Source organism: Streptomyces sp. NBC_00258 (genome assembly GCF_036182465.1).
In the GTDB taxonomy this organism is placed as follows: domain Bacteria; phylum Actinomycetota; class Actinomycetes; order Streptomycetales; family Streptomycetaceae; genus Streptomyces.
The window spans coordinates 4,128,859-4,148,457 of the sequence record NZ_CP108081.1; the positions used below are offsets into that span (position 1 = coordinate 4,128,859).

Annotated in this window: 17 protein-coding genes; 4 read left to right on the forward strand and 13 right to left on the reverse strand. The window is 69.9% G+C overall.

The window, feature by feature from the left end; all coding sequences use genetic code 11:
- The first annotated feature begins 349 nt into the window (after positions 1 to 349).
- Entirely contained in the window at positions 350 to 1,003 is a 654-nt protein-coding gene (locus OG718_RS18260; RefSeq protein WP_143640657.1) for a bifunctional DNA primase/polymerase, read from the forward strand.
- A 96-nt stretch (positions 1,004 to 1,099) separates the two neighbouring features.
- Here OG718_RS18260 and ftsY read toward each other — a convergent pair whose 3' ends face one another.
- Entirely contained in the window at positions 1,100 to 2,311 is a 1,212-nt protein-coding gene (gene ftsY / locus OG718_RS18265) for a signal recognition particle-docking protein FtsY (RefSeq protein WP_143640656.1), read from the reverse strand.
- Between the two features lie 355 nt (positions 2,312 to 2,666).
- Here ftsY and OG718_RS18270 point away from each other — a divergent pair, with 355 nt between their 5' ends.
- A complete protein-coding gene (locus OG718_RS18270; protein WP_328844608.1) occupies positions 2,667 to 3,641 on the forward strand; it encodes an LLM class flavin-dependent oxidoreductase in 975 nt (324 codons plus the stop codon).
- A gap of 154 nt (positions 3,642 to 3,795) precedes the next feature.
- On the opposite strand, the gene OG718_RS18275 is transcribed toward OG718_RS18270, so the two are convergent.
- The 4 genes from OG718_RS18275 to OG718_RS18290 form a co-directional block, all read right to left on the reverse strand.
- Complete coding sequence (locus tag OG718_RS18275) at positions 3,796 to 5,214, reverse strand: sugar porter family MFS transporter (protein ID WP_328844609.1); 1,419 nt, start codon at positions 5,212 to 5,214, stop codon at positions 3,796 to 3,798.
- A gap of 321 nt (positions 5,215 to 5,535) precedes the next feature.
- Entirely contained in the window at positions 5,536 to 9,177 is a 3,642-nt protein-coding gene (smc, locus tag OG718_RS18280; protein ID WP_328844610.1) for a chromosome segregation protein SMC, read from the reverse strand.
- A 202-nt stretch (positions 9,178 to 9,379) separates the two neighbouring features.
- Positions 9,380 to 9,577 (reverse strand): hypothetical protein, encoded by a 198-nt coding sequence (locus tag OG718_RS18285; RefSeq protein ID WP_143640779.1) that lies wholly within the window; start codon positions 9,575 to 9,577, stop codon positions 9,380 to 9,382.
- 393 nt (positions 9,578 to 9,970) lie between these two features.
- Positions 9,971 to 10,252, reverse strand: a complete 282-nt coding sequence (locus OG718_RS18290; RefSeq protein ID WP_328844611.1) for an acylphosphatase — start codon at positions 10,250 to 10,252, stop codon at positions 9,971 to 9,973.
- 131 nt (positions 10,253 to 10,383) lie between these two features.
- Here OG718_RS18290 and OG718_RS18295 point away from each other — a divergent pair, with 131 nt between their 5' ends.
- Both OG718_RS18295 and OG718_RS18300 read left to right on the forward strand, forming a co-directional pair.
- Positions 10,384 to 11,514 (forward strand): CAP domain-containing protein, encoded by a 1,131-nt coding sequence (locus tag OG718_RS18295; protein ID WP_143640651.1) that lies wholly within the window; start codon positions 10,384 to 10,386, stop codon positions 11,512 to 11,514.
- Positions 11,515 to 11,595: 81 nt separating this feature from the next.
- Positions 11,596 to 11,985 (forward strand): winged helix-turn-helix transcriptional regulator, encoded by a 390-nt coding sequence (locus tag OG718_RS18300; protein ID WP_143640650.1) that lies wholly within the window; start codon positions 11,596 to 11,598, stop codon positions 11,983 to 11,985.
- Here OG718_RS18300 and mutM read toward each other — a convergent pair.
- The 8 genes from mutM to recG all read right to left on the reverse strand — a co-directional run bounded on the left by mutM (position 11,958) and on the right by recG (position 19,513).
- Positions 11,958 to 12,818 (reverse strand): bifunctional DNA-formamidopyrimidine glycosylase/DNA-(apurinic or apyrimidinic site) lyase, encoded by an 861-nt coding sequence (gene mutM, locus OG718_RS18305; protein ID WP_328844612.1) that lies wholly within the window; start codon positions 12,816 to 12,818, stop codon positions 11,958 to 11,960. The genes OG718_RS18300 and mutM overlap by 28 nt on opposite strands.
- A 150-nt stretch (positions 12,819 to 12,968) precedes the next feature.
- Positions 12,969 to 13,883: a ribonuclease III gene (gene rnc, locus OG718_RS18310; protein ID WP_143640648.1), complete on the reverse strand. Its 915-nt coding sequence runs from the start codon at positions 13,881 to 13,883 to the stop codon at positions 12,969 to 12,971.
- Between the two features lie 19 nt (positions 13,884 to 13,902).
- On the reverse strand, positions 13,903 to 14,076 hold the full coding sequence (gene rpmF / locus OG718_RS18315; protein WP_006139588.1) for a 50S ribosomal protein L32: 174 nt from the start codon (positions 14,074 to 14,076) through the stop codon (positions 13,903 to 13,905).
- A gap of 2 nt (positions 14,077 to 14,078) precedes the next feature.
- Positions 14,079 to 14,732: a YceD family protein gene (locus OG718_RS18320; protein WP_143640647.1), complete on the reverse strand. Its 654-nt coding sequence runs from the start codon at positions 14,730 to 14,732 to the stop codon at positions 14,079 to 14,081.
- Between the two features lie 125 nt (positions 14,733 to 14,857).
- Positions 14,858 to 15,940 carry a cell division initiation protein gene (locus tag OG718_RS18325; protein ID WP_328844613.1) on the reverse strand — a complete coding sequence of 361 codons (1,083 nt, stop codon included), beginning with the start codon at positions 15,938 to 15,940 and terminating at the stop codon, positions 14,858 to 14,860.
- 110 nt (positions 15,941 to 16,050) lie between these two features.
- Positions 16,051 to 16,530, reverse strand: a complete 480-nt coding sequence (gene coaD, locus OG718_RS18330) for a pantetheine-phosphate adenylyltransferase (RefSeq protein WP_055616180.1) — start codon at positions 16,528 to 16,530, stop codon at positions 16,051 to 16,053.
- A 26-nt stretch (positions 16,531 to 16,556) separates the two neighbouring features.
- The gene (gene rsmD / locus OG718_RS18335) at positions 16,557 to 17,144 is read right to left on the reverse strand and encodes a 16S rRNA (guanine(966)-N(2))-methyltransferase RsmD (RefSeq protein WP_143640645.1); all 588 of its coding nucleotides are present in this window, start codon (positions 17,142 to 17,144) and stop codon (positions 16,557 to 16,559) included.
- 158 nt (positions 17,145 to 17,302) lie between these two features.
- Positions 17,303 to 19,513 carry an ATP-dependent DNA helicase RecG gene (gene recG, locus OG718_RS18340; RefSeq protein WP_328844614.1) on the reverse strand — a complete coding sequence of 737 codons (2,211 nt, stop codon included), beginning with the start codon at positions 19,511 to 19,513 and terminating at the stop codon, positions 17,303 to 17,305.
- Positions 19,514 to 19,599: the final 86 nt, after the last annotated feature.

A 19,599-nucleotide genomic window follows, 5' to 3' on the forward strand; every position in this document is an offset into this window, starting at 1 on the left:
TCTCACCCATCGAACGAGAAGCCGAGTTGCCTCCGGCATACCCACGAGTGCATGCGTCCCCAGGACCCGTGCACTCACGGTAATCCTACGATCACCCCTCCAGCCATGGCGATCCCGGAAACGCCACCATTCGCCACCCCTTCGAATGAACTCCCGGCGGCCTGTACGCGATTCACTTGACACATGACGGCCGGGAGTGGGCGGAGCGATGCACATCGGGGCGCGCGAAGCCGGACGCACCACCCGTGACGCCACCGGGCGCCGCATGAACCACACAGCACTGGGAACGGAGAGTTACTGTTCCGTTCCGTCACGTAACCACCGGCGCGCTGGACCCGTTGGAGGGGGCATGGGCTTCACGATCGGCGGCATCCGCGAAATCCGGTCCGGCTCTCGTCGCCGCGGCCGCTCCTCGGAGTGCACGGCCGTGGCCGAGTTCACCGGACTGTGGGGCTGGGACGTGGCGCCCGGCGCCCGTACGGCCGGGGGGACCTGCTCGTGCGGCCGGGCCGACTGCCCGGCACCCGGCGCACATCCCCTGGACTTCGCCCCGGTCGTCCCGGCCGGTGCCACCCTCGACGAAGTGACGCAGGCCTGGGGCGAGTTCCCCGGCGCCGCGGTGATGCTTCCCGTGGGCCGCGCCTTCGACATCATCGACGTCGCCGAGCCGGCCGGCCGCCGAGCCCTGGTCCGGCTCGAACGCATGGGGCTCCCGGTGGGCCCCGTGGCCGCCACCCCGGACGGCCGCGCCCACTTCTTCGTGGCCCCCGGCGCCGCGGCCGAACTGCCCGAGCTGCTCTACCGCATGGGCTGGGACGACGCCGCGCTCGACCTGCACGGCCTGGGCCCCGGCACATACGTCACGGCCCCGCCCTCCGACCGCGCCGGCCTCGGCCCGGTCCACTGGCTCCGCTCCCCCGCCCTCGACTCGGCCACGAAGCCGCCCGCCGCGCGGCTGTTGCTGGGGACACTGGCGTACGTGGCACACCGGTCGCGCGCGTAGCCCCACCTATACAGACCTACCGATACGGAAGGACCCCATCGCATCTGCACCATGCGGTGGGGCCCTTCCTCGCGTACGTACCTCTCGTACGGGACGTCACTCTCCGATAAGGGCATCCACGAACGCTTCCGGCTCGAACGGGGCCAGGTCGTCCGCGCCCTCGCCGAGGCCGACGAGCTTGACGGGGACGCCCAGTTCGCGCTGGACGGCGATGACGATGCCGCCCTTGGCCGTGCCGTCGAGCTTGGTCAGGACGATGCCGGTGATGTCGACGACCTCGGCGAAGACCCGGGCCTGGACCAGGCCGTTCTGACCGGTGGTGGCGTCCAGGACGAGCAGCACCTCGTCCAGCGGGGCGTGCTTCTCGACGACGCGCTTGACCTTGCCGAGCTCGTCCATGAGACCGGTCTTGGTGTGCAGCCGGCCCGCGGTGTCGATGAGCACGACGTCCGCGCCCTCCTGGATGCCTTCCTTGACGGCGTCGAAGGCGATGGACGCGGGGTCGCCGCCCTCGGGGCCGCGCACGGTGCGGGCGCCGACGCGCTCGCCCCAGGTCTGCAGCTGGTCGGCGGCGGCGGCACGGAAGGTGTCGGCCGCGCCGAGCACCACGTGCTTGCCGTCGGCGACGAGCACGCGCGCGAGCTTGCCGGTGGTGGTGGTCTTGCCGGTGCCGTTGACCCCGACGACCATCACGATGCCCGGGGTGTCCAGACCGGACTCGGTGTTCACGGTGCGGTCGAAGTCGGGCACGAGGAGGGTGAGCAGTTCCTCGCGCAGCAGGGACCGCAGCTCGTCCGGAGTGCGCGTACCGAGCACCCGCACGCGCTCGCGCAGCCGCTCGACCAGCTCCTGGGTGGGCTGCACGCCGACATCGGCGGTGAGCAGCGTGTCCTCGATCTCCTCCCAGGTGTCCTCGTCGAGGTGCTCGCGCGAGAGGAGCGTGAGCAGCCCCTTGCCGAGCGCGTTCTGCGAGCGGGAGAGGCGGGCACGCAGCCGCACCAGGCGACCCGCGGTCGGCTCCGGAACCTCGACCGGCGGTGCTTCGACCACCGGCGCGGGCTCGTCGACGGCGACCGGCGCGGCCGCCGAGGCGTCCGGAAGATCCACCTCCTCTATCGTGCGGCGCGGTTCGTCGCGCGGCGTCTCGGCCTCGTCGCCGATATGCGGCTCGGCCGGCGGAGCGGTGATGTCGGGGGCGGACGGGGGCGACGGGGGCAGCTGCTTCCGCTTGCGACTGCCGATGACGAGCCCGCCGAGCGCGCCGATCACGACCACGGCGATGACTACAGCAAGGATGACGATTTCCATAACGCGTCCAGTATCGGCCATAGGCCCCTGACGGCTACTCCTTGTGTTTTCCTCCGAAGGACATAAGCCCCTTAAGGGAGAGCGTCGAACTAAGATTCGACGACCGCTCACCCCGCCGCCGTGTGGAGCCCGCCCTCACCCGCGAACCCTTTCCCACCTGGGCTTCGCCGCCGGCATCGCATGCCGCCGCCGAAGCCCGCGATGACCGGGCCCGCGTCGGGGCAGACTCCGGGCCCGAAGCCGAAGCCGGCCAAGGAGCCCGCCACTCTGGCCGTCTGACGATCCGTCAGCTACCGTCCCCCTGCACCGACATCACACCGGCACCCCGCCCGGCTCGGCGAAGGGGGACTTTCCCATGCCCGCAACGGTCGTACGTTTCAACCTGGTTGAACCCGGCGCCACACCCGCCTCGCTCAGCACCCGCTACAAGGCCGCGCTGGAGATGGCGGCCTACGCCGACGACCGCGGGATGACCACCGTGCAGACCGAGGAGCACCACGGCGTCGCCAACAACTGGCTGCCCTCGCCGTTCACCTTCGCGGGCGCGGTCTTCGGCGCGACCCGGCGCATCGCGGTCACCGTCTCGGCGATCATCGGCCCGCTGCACGATCCACTGCGGCTGGCCGAGGACATCGCCGTACTCGACCTGCTGAGCGGCGGCCGGCTGATCACGGTCGCGGGGATCGGCTACCGGCCCGAGGAGTACGCGATCTTCGACGTGGAGTGGAAGCGTCGCGGCCGTCTCCAGGACGAGCTCCTGGAGACGCTGTTGAAGGCGTGGACCGGCGAGGAGTTCGAGTACCAGGGCCGTACGGTACGGGTCACACCCCGCCCCTTCTCGGATCCGCACCCTCTGCTGCTGGTCGGCGGCTCCTCCAAGGCGGCGGCCCGCCGCGCGGCCCGGCTCGGACTGCCGTTCTTCCCGAGCGCGCATCTTCCGGAGCTGGAGGCCTATTACAAGGAGCGGCTGGTCGAGTACGGCAAGGAGGGCTGGACCATGATGCCCTCGGCGGTCACCCCGCTCCTGCACCTCGCCGAGGACCCGGACCGCGTCTGGGCCGAGCACGGCGAGCACTTCCTGCACGAGGCGCGGACGTACGCCTCCTGGCAGTCGTCGGACATCCGCTCGGCGGTGCGGTCGGCGGCCACGACGGTCGACGAGCTGCGCGCCGAGGGCGTCTACCGGATCCTTACGCCGGACGAGTGCCTGTCACAGGGCCTCGACAGCTACGTGCTGCATCCGCTGTCCGGCGGGATGCCGCTCGACGAGGGCTGGCGCAGCATGCACCTGTTCTGCGAGAACGTACTGCCCCGGCTCAAGGGCCTGTAGATCCTGGGACAGATCTTCGGAGGCGGAGCCGGGGCAGTACGTCTTACGTATACGGGGAGAGGGGCAGCGGGGACTTGGCCCTTCTCCCCGAGTTCGGGGAGCCGGCGAGGACTCGCGGCTCGCGGCTCGCGGAAGCCTCGCCGGACGGACGGGGCTAGCCCATCTCCTCCAGGGTCTTGCCCTTCGTCTCCGTCACGAACTTGAGCACGAACGGGATGGAGAGCGCGGCGAAGACCGTGTAGATCACGTAGGTCAGGGAGAGGTTCCAGTCGGCCAGCGACGGGAAGCTCGCGGTGATGGCCCAGTTGGCGATCCACTGTGCGGAGGCGGCGACACCCAGGGCGGCGGCGCGGATCTTGTTCGGGAACATCTCGCCGAGGAAGACCCAGACGACGACACCCCAGGAAAGGGCGAAGAAGAGCACGAACACATGGGCGGCGATCAGGGCGACCCAGCCCTGGGTGGCCGGCAGCTTGCCGTCGACGAGGTCGAAGGAGAAGGCCCAGGCCTCCAGGCCGAGCCCGATGACCATGCCCACGGAGCCGATGAGCGCGAGCGGCTTGCGGCCGATCCGGTCGACGAAGATCATGGCGATCACGGTGCCGACGATGTTGATGATCGAGGTCGTGAACGAGTAGAAGAACGACTCGGACGGGTCGACGCCGACCGACTGCCACAGCGTCGAGGAGTAGTAGAACGCGACGTTGATGCCGACGAACTGCTGGAAGACCGAGAGGCCGATGCCGATCCAGACGATCGGCTTGAAGAAGAAGCTGCCGCCGAGCAGGTCCTTGAAGACCGACTTGTGCTCGCTCTTCATGGCGTGCTCGATCTCGGCGACGCGGGCGTCCAGGTCGACGCTGTCGCCCTCGACCTCGCGCAGCACCTCGCGGGCGCGCTCGTCCTTGCCCGCGGAGATGAGGAAGCGCGGCGACTCGGGGATCGCGAAGGAGAGCAGCCCGTACAGAACGGCCGGAATGACCATGACGCCGAGCATGACCTGCCAGGCCTCCAGGCCCATGATCTCGCCGCGCTGGTCACCGCCCGCGGCGTTCAGGATGCCCCAGTTGACCAGCTGCGAGATGGCGATGCCGATGACGATCGCGGCCTGCTGGAAGGAGCCGAGCCGTCCGCGGTACGCGGCGGGGGCGACCTCGGCGATGTAGGCCGGGCCGATGACCGAGGCCATACCGATGGCGAAACCGCCGACGACCCGCCAGAAGGCCAGGTCGTACAGGGCGAAGGGCAGCGCGGACCCGACGGCGCTGACGATGAAGAGCGCGGCCGAGATCTGCATGCAGCGGATACGGCCGATGCGGTCGGCGATCCGGCCCGCGGTGGCGGCACCGATCGCACAGCCGATCAGCGCGATGGCGATGACCTGGGCCAGAGCCGCGGAGTCGATGTCGTACCGGTGCCGGATGGCCTCGACTGCACCGTTGATCACGGCACTGTCGTAACCGAAGAGGAAACCGCCCATCGCGGCCGCCGCCGCGATGAAGATGACGTGCCCGAGATGTTCGGGATGAGCCGCTCGGGCCCCTGACGGGGGTGGCTGCGCTGTGCTGGTCACGTGTGACTCCTCGGGCCACCGGCCTCACTGCCGGGGGTGGGGGCGAGCCCTTCGGGACGGTGTTTCCAGTGGCGCACACGTTTACGCCACCCACCACCTGAAGGTAAAAGCAACGCCGTCGACCCTATGCCTTCAAGTTCCGAAGTCAACAGGCGGGTAGCTGTGACTTTCGAGGCACCACGTGGCCATTTTGTGTTCAACTCTTAAAGAAAGAGAAACGGCCTGTTAAAAGTGCCTGGCCAGGGGCGCCCCCCAAGGGGCGCGGGGAACTGCGCGACAAGCCACAACGAACCGCCGGCCGCACGACAACCCGACCGAAGGTCAGCGCAGCCTCTGACTGATCACCTTGGAAACACCGTCCCCCTGCATGGACACGCCATAAAGCGCGTCGGCGACTTCCATCGTCCGCTTCTGATGCGTGATCACGATCAACTGCGAAGCCTCCTGCAGCTCCTGCATGATCCGGATCAGCCGCTGAAGATTCGTGTCGTCCAGCGCCGCCTCGACCTCGTCCATCACATAGAACGGACTGGGCCTGGCCTTGAAGATCGACACGAGCATGGCCACGGCGGTCAGCGACCGCTCGCCGCCGGACAGCAGCGACAGCCGCTTGACCTTCTTCCCCGGCGGCCTTGCCTCCACGTCGACACCCGTGGTGAGCATGTTGTCGGGATCGGTGAGGATGAGCCGCCCGTCCCCACCCGGGAACAGCCGGCTGAAGACCCCTTCGAACTCCCGCGCCGTGTCCCAGAACGCCTGGGTGAAGACCTGCTCGACCCGCTCGTCGACCTCCTTCACCACCTGAAGAAGATCGGCACGCGTCTTCTTCAGGTCCTCCAGCTGCTCACTGAGGAACTTGTGGCGCTCCTCCAGCGCGGAGAACTCCTCCAGGGCGAGCGGGTTGACCTTGCCCAGCTGCTGGTAGGCCCGTTCGGCGGACTTGAGCCGCTTCTCCTGCTCGGCACGGTGGAAGCGCCTGGGCTGGTTGCGCGGATGCTCCGGATCCTCCGGCAGCTCCTCGCCCTCGGCCGGCAGGGAGGGCGGCACGAGCTGGTCGGGGCCGAAGTCCGCGATCAGTCCGGCGGGTTCGACCCCCAGCTCCTCCAGCGCCTTCGCCTCCAGCTGCTCGATCCGCATCCGCTTCTCGGCCCCGAGGACCTCGCCGCGGTGCACCGAGTCCGTGAGCTTGTCGAGCTCGGCCTTGAGGTCGCGGCCCTCGTTGCGGGCGACGACGAGGTCCTGCTCCCGCCGCGCCTTGGCGCGCTCCGCGGCCGTACGCTCCTCGTCGGCCCGGGCGAGCGAGACCTCGACGTGCGCGAGCAGTTGCCGCGCGCCGGAGCCGACGGCCCCGGCGACGGCGGCCTCGTGCCGCAGCCGTGCCCTGCGCTGCTCGGCACGCGCGCGTGCCTCGCGTTCGGCGCGCGCGGCCCGGTCCAGCGAATCGGCCCGCCCGGCAAGCCCCTTGACCCGTTCCTCGTGCGTACGCGTCTGGAGCCGGGCCTCCATCTCGGTCTGCCGAGCGTTGGCCCCGTCGGCCGCGAGCCGGTCCCGTACGGAGGTGTCGGGCTCCTCCTCGAACGGCATCTCCTCGGCGACGGCGAGCCGTTCGGCCAGTTCCTCCGCCTCCTGGACGGCCCGTTCGAGGGCTTCCTGTGCGCGTGCGGCCGCCGCGGTGCTTCGCTCGGCCTCTCCCGCGGCGCCCCGCGCCTGCCCGGCCAACCGCCCGAGCTGCTGGGCGACCTGGGACTTCTCCCGCTCACCGGCCCGCCGCCGCTCGCCCAACTCCTCGACGAGAGCGGTCCGTTCCCTGCGCAGCTCAGCGGCCCGGTGCTGCCCCTCGGTCAACTCCTCGCACAGCACGCCCAGTTCTTCCAGCTCGGCCGCCGCCTCGTCGACGGAGGCCTGTACTTCGAGCAGACTCGGCGCCCCGGCGGAACCGCCCTGGGCGAAGTGCGCCCCGAGCAGGTCGCCCTCCGCGGTCACCGCGGTCAGCTCGGGCCGGGAGTAGACGAGATCCTCGGCGTCCTCCAGCGTCCCGACCACGACGATGCCCCACAGCAGCCGACGTACGGCAGGCATGAGGTCGGAGGGCCCACGGACCAGATCGGCGGCGAACAACGGACCACCGCGCTCCGGATGTCCCACGGAGGACGTCCCGCCGACGCCCGAGCCGGTCTGCCCGGCCTGCCCACTGGGTACGTCGCCGGTGTTGCCGAACGCTCCCCCGGCCGCGGAAGCTTCCGGCGCCCCCGCGAGCAACAGCGCCGCTCGTCCCCCGTCCTGCTTGCGCAGCAGGCGGATGGCGTCCGCCGCCGCTGACGGGCTGGTCACCGCGATCGCGTCCGCCGCCGCGCCGAAGGCGGCCGCGACCGGGACCTCGTGGCCGGGTGTGACGGAGAGCAGTTCGGCCGCCGGGCCGAGCAGACCCGTCAGCCTGTCCTTCGCCACGAGCAGCGCCCCCGTGCCGTCCTTCCGCCGCAGCCCCAGGGACAGGGCCTCGTGGCGGGCCTGCGTGGCGGCGCGCTTGCGTTCGGCCGCGGTGGCCGCCTCGCGGGCCTCGGTCAGGGCGGACTCCGCGTCGGCAAGGGCGCGCTTGGCCGTCTCGTGCCGCTCGGCGAGTTCCTCGTCGCCCGCGTCCAGGCCGTCGACCTCGGCCTTGAGCTGCTCGTACTCCTCCTGGGCGGCGACGGCCCTTTCCTGCGCCTCGTCGCGGGCGGAGGCGAGCCGGTCGATCTCCGCCTGGGCGGAGGCGGCGCGCGAACGGGCCGCGTTGACCTGCCCGTTCAGCCGGGCCAGGCCTTCGCGGCGGTCCGCGATGGCGCGGGCCACGTCCTTCAGGCGCCGCTCCTCCACCGCCAGTTCGCGCTCGAGGTCGGCCCGGTGGGAGACGGTGTCCTCCAGGGCCCGCTCGGCCGCCTCCAGGGCCGCTTCGAGCTCGGCCTCCTGCTCACGGATCCGCGCGGCCTCGCGCTCCATGTCCTCGGGGTCGCGCCCGCGCCGCTCCTCCGGCGGCTGGGCGGTCGCGCTCTTGACCCGCGCGTCCGCCAGGGAGACCGTGCCGCGTACCCGCTCGGCCAGCTGCGACAGCTCGTACCAGGTCTGCTGCGCTCGCTGCAGGCGCGGGGTGAGCCGCCGGACCTCGTCCTCCAGCATCGCCTCCCGCTGGAGCGCCTTCTTCAGCTCGGCCTCCGCGGCCTCCTTGCGTTCCTTCAGCGCGGCCTCGTCGGCGACCTCGGCCTGGAGCGCGCCCCGGAGCCGTACGAGATCGTCGGCGAGCAGCCGGAGGCGGGCGTCGCGGAGGTCGGCCTGGATCACGGCGGCCCGGCGGGCGACGGCGGCCTGCCGGCCCAGCGGCTTCAACTGGCGCCGCAGTTCGTCCGTGAGGTCCTGCACGCGCGCGAGGTTGGCCTGCATCGCGTCCAGCTTCCGCAGCGCCTTCTCCTTGCGCTTGCGGTGCTTGAGAACGCCCGCGGCCTCCTCGATGAAGGCGCGGCGGCCCATCGGATCGGCGTGCAGGACGGAGTCCAGCTGGCCCTGTCCGACGATGACGTGCATCTCGCGGCCGATGCCGGAGTCGGACAACAGCTCCTGGATGTCCAGCAACCGGCAGGTGTCGCCGTTGATCTGGTACTCGCTGCCGCCGTTGCGGAACATGATCCGCGTGATGGTGACCTCGGCGTACTCGATGGGCAGCGCGCCGTCGGAGTTGTCGATGGTCAGGGACACCTCGGCGCGGCCCAGCGGGGGCCGCCCGGTGGTGCCGGCGAAGATGACGTCCTCCATCTTGCCGCCGCGCAGCGACTTGGCGCCCTGCTCGCCCATGACCCAGCTGAGGGCGTCCACGACATTGGACTTGCCCGAGCCGTTGGGGCCCACGACACAGGTGATGCCCGGCTCGAACCGCAGCGTGGTCGCCGAGGCGAACGATTTGAACCCGCGCAGGGTCAGGGCCTTGAGGTGCACGCAGCCGGACTCTACCTTCCGGGTGGGTCTCACTCCATGAACGCGCGGTTTCACCCTTGAACGTGCAGGGCACACCAAACGTTAAAGACAGTGAAAGAGTGCGCGGGGGCAAGAAAGAAGGGACGCCGAAGCGTCCCTTGCAACTCTGTTAGCGGCTGACACGGGCAGCCTGTTCACTGGTGGCGACGATGCGATTCAGTGATCAGGTGAGCGCAGGCTCCGCCTGGGGTACGTCGATGCTTTCGAAGTCGTGAGAAGCGGCAGCCGCGAGCGCGTCGTTCTCGGCCTGGATCCGTACGAGCTCGGATTCCAGGTCCTGGACGCGCTGCTGGAGCCGTCGCATCTCGGCAATGAGTCGCGGGTCGGAACCGCCGACGTAACCGAGAAGCGCCTTTGCCATGATGGATGGTCCTCCACACTGAGTGACCGACCGAAGCGGTGTGGGTCGTGAGGGAATCGCACCCGCGATGCTTGGCACTGACGAGTTTTTACTGCCGCTCTTACATGCCAAACAGCTAAGGTGCGCGGGGACTTTCAGCGTCTCACCAAAAAGTTTGACGGTCAACACGATCACGCCCCGTATTGGGGGCCAACCCGGGGCGCGCGGCTTGAGAACGGGCGGCGCGGCCACTGTTTCGGGGCCCTGGGGGCGTAGAGATCATCCTTACTCGCGGAGCCTGCCACGACAAGCGATTCTTGGCAACCACCAGGCGCTTTCTGCCTGTGGCAGGTGCCCGGCGCACGCCCCGCGCCCGCCGCCTGGGGTGTTGCAACCGGTGGAGCGGAGTGGATCTCACCGGATGACGAAGCCGTCGTAGCCCCCGCGGGGCGTGTCCCAAATCTCAGTGACTCCGTCGACGCGGCCCGGCGTGTCGTCCCCCTGGAGCCAGTCGAGGAGTCGCTGGCATCCGGCCCGAGGGCCCTCGGAGACCACCTGGACCCGTCCGTCCCCCAAATTGAGAGCAAAACCACTCAGGCCGCCGATCTCCAGCGCCTTGGCCCGTGTGTACCAGCGGAAACCCACACCCTGGACCCGTCCGCGTACCCACGCGACCAGCCTTACATCCTCGCTCATGGCTGCACGCTAACCGGCCAAATGCTCTCGGAGCACTTCCTCCCCTTGCGCCATGGGGTACCGTCCCGACCCAATGAGCCTCACTCGTTCGGGTGAGGAACGTTGACCGCAAGGATGAGGAAGGCCAGGAGATGGGACGCCACCGACGCTCCGCCGCCGGCCGCGCCGCCACAGGCCGCGCCACCGGGGTCACACAAACGTACGATACATACGCGGGCGGTTACGCGGCGGCGGACTCCGGTGATTACGCGGGCGCCGGCGACTACGCGACCGCGGGTGACCACCTGACCGCCGGGGACTACCTGAACGGCAGCCCCTACGCGACCGCGGGCATGTACGACTCGCCGGGCGGCATACACGAGACCGGCGACCTCTACTCGAAGAGCGACAGCTACCTCTTCGCTGCGGATCCTGCTACCCACGCCACGACCGGCTATGCGCCCGGCGGCGGTGGCCGCGGCCACCGCCGCCGCAGGAAGAACGTGACGCCCGTACGCACCGGTCTGCTCGGTGTCTCGGCCGCCGTCGCGATGGGTGCCGTCGCGGTCGCCTCCGGGCTGATCCCGGGCAGCGACAGCCTCTCGATCGGCGGCGGCAACGCCGACAAGGTCCGCGCCCAGGACTCGCCGAGCGACGTGCAGACCCAGGGCGGCACGGACGGCACCACGGACGACCGCGAGGACTCGGGCACGAGCCGTGACCTGGAGCGCTCCGCGTCTCCGTCGGTCTCGCCGACGGAGGCCCCGGAGAAGACCGAGAAGAAGACCCCCTCCGCGAAGCCGTCGACGAAGGCTCCGGTCAAGGAGAAGCCGAAGACCGAGCCGACCACGAAGGCTCCGGAGAAGAAGGCACCCGAGACTGCTCCGTCGAAGGCGGTGTCCACCGCGTCCAAGGCCGAGGCCGAGGTGCTGTCGCTGGTCAACGAGGAGCGGGCCAAGGCCGGCTGCAGCCCGGTGACCGCGTCCAGCACGCTTGCGGCGCTGGCCGAGTCCTTCAGCGAGGACATGGCCGCGCGCGGCTTCTTCGACCACACGGACCCGAGCGGGGCCTCCCCCTGGGACCGCGCGGAGAAGCTCGGCATCGCGAACCTCGGCGGGGAGAACATCGCCCGCGGCCAGGCCGACGCAGCCGCGGTGATGGAAGCCTGGATGAACAGCCCCGGCCACCGCGCGAACATCCTGAACTGCGACTTCAAGACCCTGGGCGTCGGCGCGCACTTCGCGTCGGGCGGCCCCTGGTGGACGCAGGACTTCGGCTACTAGCCGCGTGGAACCGAAGAGGGGGCGCTAGCGAAAAGTTAGCGCCCCCTCTTCGGTTTGCGCTGCGGCGAGTATTCTGGGCGCATGGACCTGACGGAGCGACCGGACTTCGAGTTCGACGTGTTCTCCAAGGCGTGCCCGTCCCGGGGCACGCTGGAGCACGTCACGGGGCGCTGGGGCGCGCTCACGCTGGGGGCGCTGTACGAGGGTTCGTTCCGTTTCAACGAACTGCGCCGGCGCGTGGACGGCGTCAGCGAGAAGATGCTGTCCCAGACCCTCCACGCGCTGGAGCGCGACGGCCTGGTGCACCGCGAGGCCCAGCCGACGAACCCGCCCCGGGTGGACTACGAACTGACGCCGCTGGGCCGCGAGATCGCCGAGCGGCTGCTGTCCCTCATCCACTTCGTGGAGGGGCGCATGGACGACGTGCTGGGAGCGCGCGAGCGTTACGACACGGCGCGCGGAGGCCGCTGACAGCGCGGGCAGAAGTAGCTGGACCGGTTCATCCAGGGCCTGCGCCTCATGATGGTGCCGCAGCGCCGGCACGGCTCGCCCTCCCTGCCGTACGCGTCGAGCGAGCGGTCGAAGTAGCCCGACTCCCCGTTCACGTTGACGTAGAGGCTGTCGAAACTGGTGCCGCCGACGGCGAGGGCGGCGTTCATCACATCCCGTACGTGGCCCAGGAGTTCGGCCGTACGCGGGCGCGTGAACCCGGTGGTGGGGCGCTCGTAGTGCAACCGCGCACGCCAAAGCGCCTCGTCCGCATAGATGTTGCCGACGCCGCTGATCAACGACTGGTCCAGCAGGGCACGTTTGACGGTCGTACGCCGACGCCGCAGCGCCTCGTGGAACGCGTCGTCGTCGAACAGCGGGTCCAGCGGGTCGCGGGCGATGTGCGCGATGACGTCGGGCAGCCCGTCGGGCGACGTGTCGTGCAACGACAGTCCGCCGAAGGTCCGTTGGTCGACGAAGCGGAGCTCGGTGTGGAGGTCGTCCTCGAACCGGACGCGGATGCGCAGATGTTTCTCGTCGGCGGCGTCCTGCGACTGGACGAGGAGCTGCCCGCTCATCCCGAGGTGCGCGAGAACGGCACTCGGGGAGTCGGCGAGCGGCAGCCAGAGGTACTTGCCGCGACGCTGGGCCAGCCCGATCCGGTGCCCCTTGAGCCGGGCCCCGAAGTCCTCGCCGCCCGCGATGTGCCGGCGCACCGCGCGCGGGTGTAGCACCTGGACGTCGGCGACGATCCGTCCGCTGACCCAGCGCTCGAGGCCCCGTCGTACGACCTCGACCTCGGGCAGTTCGGGCACGGCTTCTCCTCCGGATGCGTGGGCCGATGACTCGGGCGCCCCGGACCGGGGCCGCGCGCCCGCAGCGTACCGCCGACGCCCCCGAACACGATCGCCCGCCCCCTCGGACGGGGGACGGGCGATCGGTCACAGCGCTGAACTGCGGTTCGGTCAGGCGGAAGCGGTGTCGGATGCCGCTGTCGAGGGGGCCTCGACGGCCTCCTCGGCCGCTGCGGCCTCCTCAACCGCCGCGGACGCTTCGGCCTCCGCGGAGGCTTTGACTGCAGCGGCAGTTTTGGCTGCCGCGGAGGCTTCGGCCTCCGCGGCAGCCTTCGCCACCTTCGCGCGTTCGTCCGCGGCGGAGCGGATCGCACGCCACGCGGACTCCGCGGCCTGCTGCTCCGCCTCCTTCTTGCTGCGGCCGGTGCCGGTGCCGTACGAGACGCCTCCGACGCGGGCAGCAGCAGTAAAGGTCTTCTCGTGGTCCGGGCCGGTCTCGGAGACCAGGTACTCGGGCACGCCGAGCCCCTCGGTCGCCGTGAGCTCCTGGAGACTGGTCTTCCAGTCCAGGCCCGCTCCCAGATTCGAGGATTTCTCGATCAGCGGGTCGAAGAGGCGGTGGACGAGTTCGCCCGCCGCGTCGAGACCCTGGTCGAGATAGACAGCGCCGATCACCGCTTCAAGGGTGTCGGCGAGGATGGACGCCTTGTCCCGGCCGCCCGTGCCCTCTTCGCCCCGGCCGAGCCGGATGAAGGAGCCGAGTTCGAGCCCGCGGCCCACCTCCGCCAGCGCACGCGAGTTGACCACCGCGGCCCGCAGCTTGGCCAGTTGGCCTTCAGGCAGGTCGGGGTGGGTACGGTACAGCGTGTCCGTGACCACCAGGCCGAGCACGGAGTCCCCGAGGAACTCCAGGCGCTCGTTGGTGGGCAGACCGCCGTTCTCGTACGCGTACGAACGGTGGGTCAGTGCACGCACCAGAAGGGCGGACTCGAGCTTGTACCCGAGCCGCCCTTCCAGAAGCGTGTGGGACGAGGCTGTGTTGTCCGCCTTTTTCTTGGCGTTTACGTCCGCCTTGGCGTCAGACATGAAGCCTCTCACCAGCCGCTCAGACCTCGAGGACCTGGCGCTTGTTATAGGTGCCGCAAGCGGGGCACGCGATGTGCTGCAGCTTGGGCTCGTGGCAGCGCTCGCACGCAACCAGGGTGGGGACCGCAGCCTTCCACTGCGACCGGCGGTGGCGCGTGTTGCTGCGCGACATCTTCCGCTTCGGAACAGCCACGGCTACTTCTCCTGCTTCTCGTTGGCGCGCGCCGGTCGAGGCGCTTCGCCACTGATCTCGTCCTTCTCGCCATCTTCGAGTGAACCGGCGAGTCCCTGCAGTGCCGCCCAACGGATGTCGACGGCGTCGTGGTGGTGGTCCGGGTCTTCCGCGAGCCGGGCTCCGCACTGGGAGCACAGGCCGGGGCAGTCGTCCTGGCACACCGGCTGCATCGGCAGTGCGAGCACCACCGCATCACGCAGCACGGGTTCGAGGTCGAACAAGCCGTCCTCGATGAAGAGCGTGTCCTCGTCGTCCTCGGCGTCGTCGGCCGGCTCCGCTTTCACACGGCCCCGGTCGTCGGCGTCAGGGTACGAGAACATCTCCTGGAAATCCGCTTCGAGCTGCTGCTCGACCGGCTCCAGACACCTTACGCACTCCCCCTTGGCCAGTGCACGGGCGGTGCCTGTGACAAGCACACCTTCCATGACCGACTCGAGGCGGAGTTCGAGCTTCACCGGGGCGCCTTCCGGCACTCCGATGACTCCCTGGATACCGAAGTCCTTGGGAGCGTCGATCTCACGGGTCAGGCGCTGCAGCGCGCCAGGACGCCGCCCCAGCTCGTGTGTGTCGAACACGAGAGGGTTGCGGTGGTCGAGGCGGGCGTTCAGGGCCATTCCTGCTTTCGATCTTGAAACTCTGGACGCCGCCCTTCGGTGCTTCCCGGGCAGCGTTGATCGCGGACGTACACGCGACCGAAGAGCCAGGATACTGGACCTTTCGCTCTCGGCCCAATCCGGGCTCAGCGCCCCTGTTCGTAGGCCCTGAGCTGCTCCGCGCTGATCATGGTGGTGTCGAAGAGGCTGGTCTCGTCGAGGGCGTTCGCCTGCGCCTGCTGCGGCTGGGGAGCCTGCGGGGACTGGCCGTACGCCTGCTGCTGCAGGTTCGGGTCGTACGCGGCCTGCTGGTCGTAGCCCTGCTGCTGCGGATAGGCGGCGTACGGATCGGCGGTCTGCTGCTGGTAGCCGTATCCGTCCTGCTGCGCGTACTGCTGCTGGTAGCCGTACGGATCCGCGGTCTGCTGCTGATAGGCGTACGCGTCCTGCTGGGCGTACTGCTGCTGGGCCAGGACCGCCGGAGCCTGTGGCTGGGCTGGCCGCTCGGAGAGGTCCGAGAGGCCGTCCAGGTACTCGGCGTCGGTGGTGTGCTGCGCGTTGCCGTCCTCGGCGAAGCCGCCCAGGTCGCCGAGATCGTCGCTGGCGATCCGGCCGTGCAGCTTCTGGCGGCCGCGGCCGACGGCGTCCAGGGTCTTGGCGAGCACGGCCTCGAAGGCGCCGAGCTTGACGTCGACGTACTGGTCCGCGTTCTGGCGCAGGGTCTCCGGGTCGTGGCTGCGCTCGGGAGCGTCCTCGTCCTCGTAGCCCTGCTCGTCGGTGCCGGGGCCCGTGCCGAGGAGCTTCTCGCGGCCGCGGCCGACGGAGCCGAGGGTCTTGGTGAGGACGACCTCGAAGTTGGCGAGCTTGGAGTCGACGTACTCGTCGGCCTCGGCACGCACGTCCTCGGCCTCCTTGCGGGCCTCGGAGAGGATGCGGTCCGCCTCGTTCTGCGAGCGGCGGGCGACCTCGGTGTCGGAGATCAGGCTGCCGCGCTCGGCGTGCGCGGACTCGATGATCCGCTCGGCCTCCAGGCGGGCCTGCTCGACCATCTGCTCGCGGCCGCCGATCAGCTCCTGGGCCTGGGCGAGGGAGCCGGGCAGCGCCTGGCGCACCTCTTCGAGCAGGGAGAGGAGCTCGGCGCGGTTGACCACGCACGAGGCCGACATGGGCATGGAACGGGCGCTGCCGACCGCCGAGACGATCTCATCGAGCTTCTTCTGCACGTCCACCGTGTGCTCGCCACTCTCTACAGCTGTGATGGAGACGGACGTCTCGACTGTACGACCACACCCGCCCCTCCCGACACCGGGTGACGCACTGTCAGGTGTCCGGGGCTCCGTCAGTCCTTCTTGAGGCGCTCCCTGAGGGCCTCCAGGACCACGGGCGGCACCAGGTGGGCGACGTCGCCGCCCCAGGTCGCGACCTCCTTGACCAGCGAGGAGGACAGGAAGCTGTAGGTGGGGTTGGTCGGGACGAAGAGGGTCTCGACGCCGGAGAGGCCGTTGTTCATCTGGGCCATCTGCAGCTCGTAGTCGAAGTCGCTGACCGCGCGCAGGCCCTTGACGATGGCCGGGATGTCGCGCTCCTTGCAGAAGTCGACGAGGAGGCCGTGGAAGGACTCCACCTCGACGTTGCCGAACTCCGCGGTGACCTGGCGGATCAGGTCGATCCGCTCCTCGATCTCGAACAGGCCCCTCTTGGACTGGTTGATCATCACCGCGACGTGGACGACGTCGTACAGCTTGGAGGCTCTGGCGATGATGTCGAGATGTCCGTTGGTAATCGGGTCGAACGACCCGGGACAGACGGCGCGGCGCACTTGAGATCCCTCGCTCTCCGGTCCGGTCATCGTGCGTCTTCGCACGTAGAGGCGGCGCGACCGTACCAAAACGTTCCCTCGCCGTAACGACGGGACCTCAATGCCTCGAAGCCGTCGGGCCACCGGAATTCGCCGCCTCTAGTACTGCGTTCAACGGTGACGAGCGCTTCGCCCGCGAGCCAGCCCCCGGAGCGGAGTGTGAGCAGGATCTCGCGAAGATCGTCGTCCGTGACGGCGTACGGCGGATCGAGAAAGACGAGGTCGTACGGGGCTGCCGGCGCCGCCGTGCGGATGATCTGTTCCGCTTTGCCGGGCCTGACCTCGGCGCCGGGGAGGCCCAGTGCCTTCACGTTCTCCCGGATGGTTCGGGCCGCGCGGGCGTCGGCCTCCACGAGGAGGGTGTGTCCGGCGCCGCGGCTCAGCGCCTCCAGGCCGACTGCTCCGGAGCCTGCGTACAGGTCGAGGACGCGGTCGCCTTCCAGAGGGCCGCCGAGCAGGGACTGCCAGGTGGAGAAGAGTCCCTCGCGGGCCCGGTCGGAGGTGGGCCTTGTGCCGGTGCCCGGGGGGACTGCCAGGCGTCGTCCGCCGGCCGCGCCGGCGATCACGCGGGTCATCTCGGGTCCTTGCGGGTGGGGATGGTCACGGACCCCAGTCTGGCAGGCAGGGGTGTGCGATGCGTTTTGGGCGGGTGGGGGCTTCGCGTTGTGCACGGCTGCGGGCCCGTCGTGGTTGCTCGCGCAGTTCCCCGCGCCCCTTGCAGGGTGCGCGGTGCTCAGCCCTTTTCCAGGTACTGCTCCCTCTCCTCGTCCAGCAGGGCCTGGAGTGCCGTGCGCAGGCCGGGCAGGTGTTCCAGGTCCGGGTCGGACGCGACCACCGCGGACGCCTCCTCGCGGGCCTCGGCGATGATCTCCTCGTCGTCGATGACGGCGAGCATCCGCAAGGAGGTGCGGGCGCCGGACTGGGCCTGGCCGAGGACATCGCCCTCGCGGCGCTGTTCGAGGTCGATGCGGGAGAGCTCGAAGCCGTCGAGGGTGGAGGCGACCGCGGTAAGCCGCTGGCGGGCCGGGCTGGCCTCGGGCATCTCGGTGACCAGGAGGCAGAGGCCCGCCGCCGAGCCACGGCCGACACGGCCGCGGAGCTGGTGGAGCTGGGAGACGCCGAACCGGTCGGCGTCCATGATCACCATCGCGGTGGCGTTCGGCACGTTCACCCCGACCTCGATGACCGTCGTGGCGACCAGGACGTCCGTCTCACCCGCCGCGAAGCGGCGCATCACGGCGTCCTTGTCGTCCGGCGGCATACGGCCGTGCAGGACCTCGACCTTGAGTCCCTGGAGCGGGCCCTTGCCCAGCTGGCCGGCGATGTCGAGGACCGCGAGGGGCGGGCGCTTCTCGGCCTCGTCCTCGGGGGACGGCTTCTTCTTGGACTTCTTCGGGTCCTCGTCCTCGTCGCCGATGCGCGGGCAGACCACGTACGCCTGATGGCCGTTGGACACCTCCTCGCGCACGCGCTCCCACGCGCGCGAAAGGAAGTGGGGCTTGTCTGCGGCCGGGACGACATGGCTGGCGATGGGCGAGCGCCCGGCGGGGAGCTGGTCCAGGACGGACGTCTCGAGGTCTCCGAAGACCGTCATGGCGACCGTGCGCGGGATCGGCGTGGCGGTCATCACGAGGAGGTGCGGCGGCTGTTTGCCCTTGCCGCGCAGGGCGTCGCGCTGCTCGACCCCGAACCGGTGCTGCTCGTCCACCACGACCAGGCCCAGGTCGTGGAACTGCACCTTGTCCTCGATCAGCGCGTGCGTCCCGATGACGAGGCCTGCCTCGCCGGTGACCAGGTCCAGCAGCGCCTGGCGACGGGTGGCCGTCCCCATGGAGCCGGTGAGGAGCACCACCTTCGTGGAGTCCTCGGCCCCGCCGAGCATGCCGCCCTCGGCCAGCTCCCCCATCATCTCCGTGATCGACCGGTGGTGCTGCTGGGCGAGCACCTCGGTGGGCGCGAGCATCGCCGCCTGACCGCCCGCGTCGACGACGGCGAGCATGGCGCGCAGGGCCACCATCGTCTTCCCGCTTCCGACCTCTCCCTGCAACAGCCGGTGCATCGGATGCTCCGTGGCCAGGTCGTCGAAGATCTCCTTGGAGACCTTCTGCTGGCCCTCGGTGAGGGTGAAGGGGAGCTTGGCGTCGAAGGCGGAGAGCAGGCCGTCCTTCTTGGGCCTGCGGGCCACGGCGGGCAGTTGGGCGTCCGCGTGACGGCGGCGGGCCAGGGCCACTTGGAGGACGAAGGCCTCGTCCCACTTGAGGCGGGAGCGGGCGTCCTCGATGTCCGCCTTGGTGTGCGGGCGGTGGATCTTCAGCAGGGCCTCGGGGAGGGGGACCAGACCGCGGCCGGCCCGCAGGGACTCCGGCAGCGGATCGGTGGCCTCCTGGGCGCTCGGCAGCACCGTCTGGACCGCCTTGGCGATCTTCCAGGACTCCAGCTTGGCGGTGGCGGGGTAGAGCGGGATGAGGGCGCCCGCCCAGGTGTCCACCGTCTCGGTCACGTCGTCGCCGCGCAGCAGCTCGTACGCCGGGTGGGCCAGCTGGAGGCGGCGGTTGAAGACGGAGACCTTGCCCGCGAACAGGGCGCGTGTGCCGGGCAGGAGCTCCTTGTGGGGCTTGTGCACGCCGTTGCCGAAGAAGACCAGCTTCAGCTGGCCGCTGCCGTCCGTGATGGTCACTTCGAGGCGCTGGCCCTTGCCCCGGGGGGCCTTGGGCGAGGAGAAGGTGAGCAGGCGGGCGTCGGCGACCTGGGCGACCACCGTCGCGTGCTCGTCCAGGGGCAGGTCGGCGAGGTGGGTGAGCTGGCCGCGCTCCTCGTACCTGCGGGGATAGTGGTGCAGCAGGTCGCCGACGGTGTGCAGGCCGAGGTGCTCGGCCATCACCTTCGCGGTGGCGGGTCCGAGCACCTTCTTCAGTGGTTCTTCGAGCGCGGGCACGAGATCCATTGCACACCACCGCACTGACAATGCCGTATACGTCCCGGAAATCCGCTGGTCAGACGGCTGGTTCCGGGCCTAGGATGTCCGGCTCC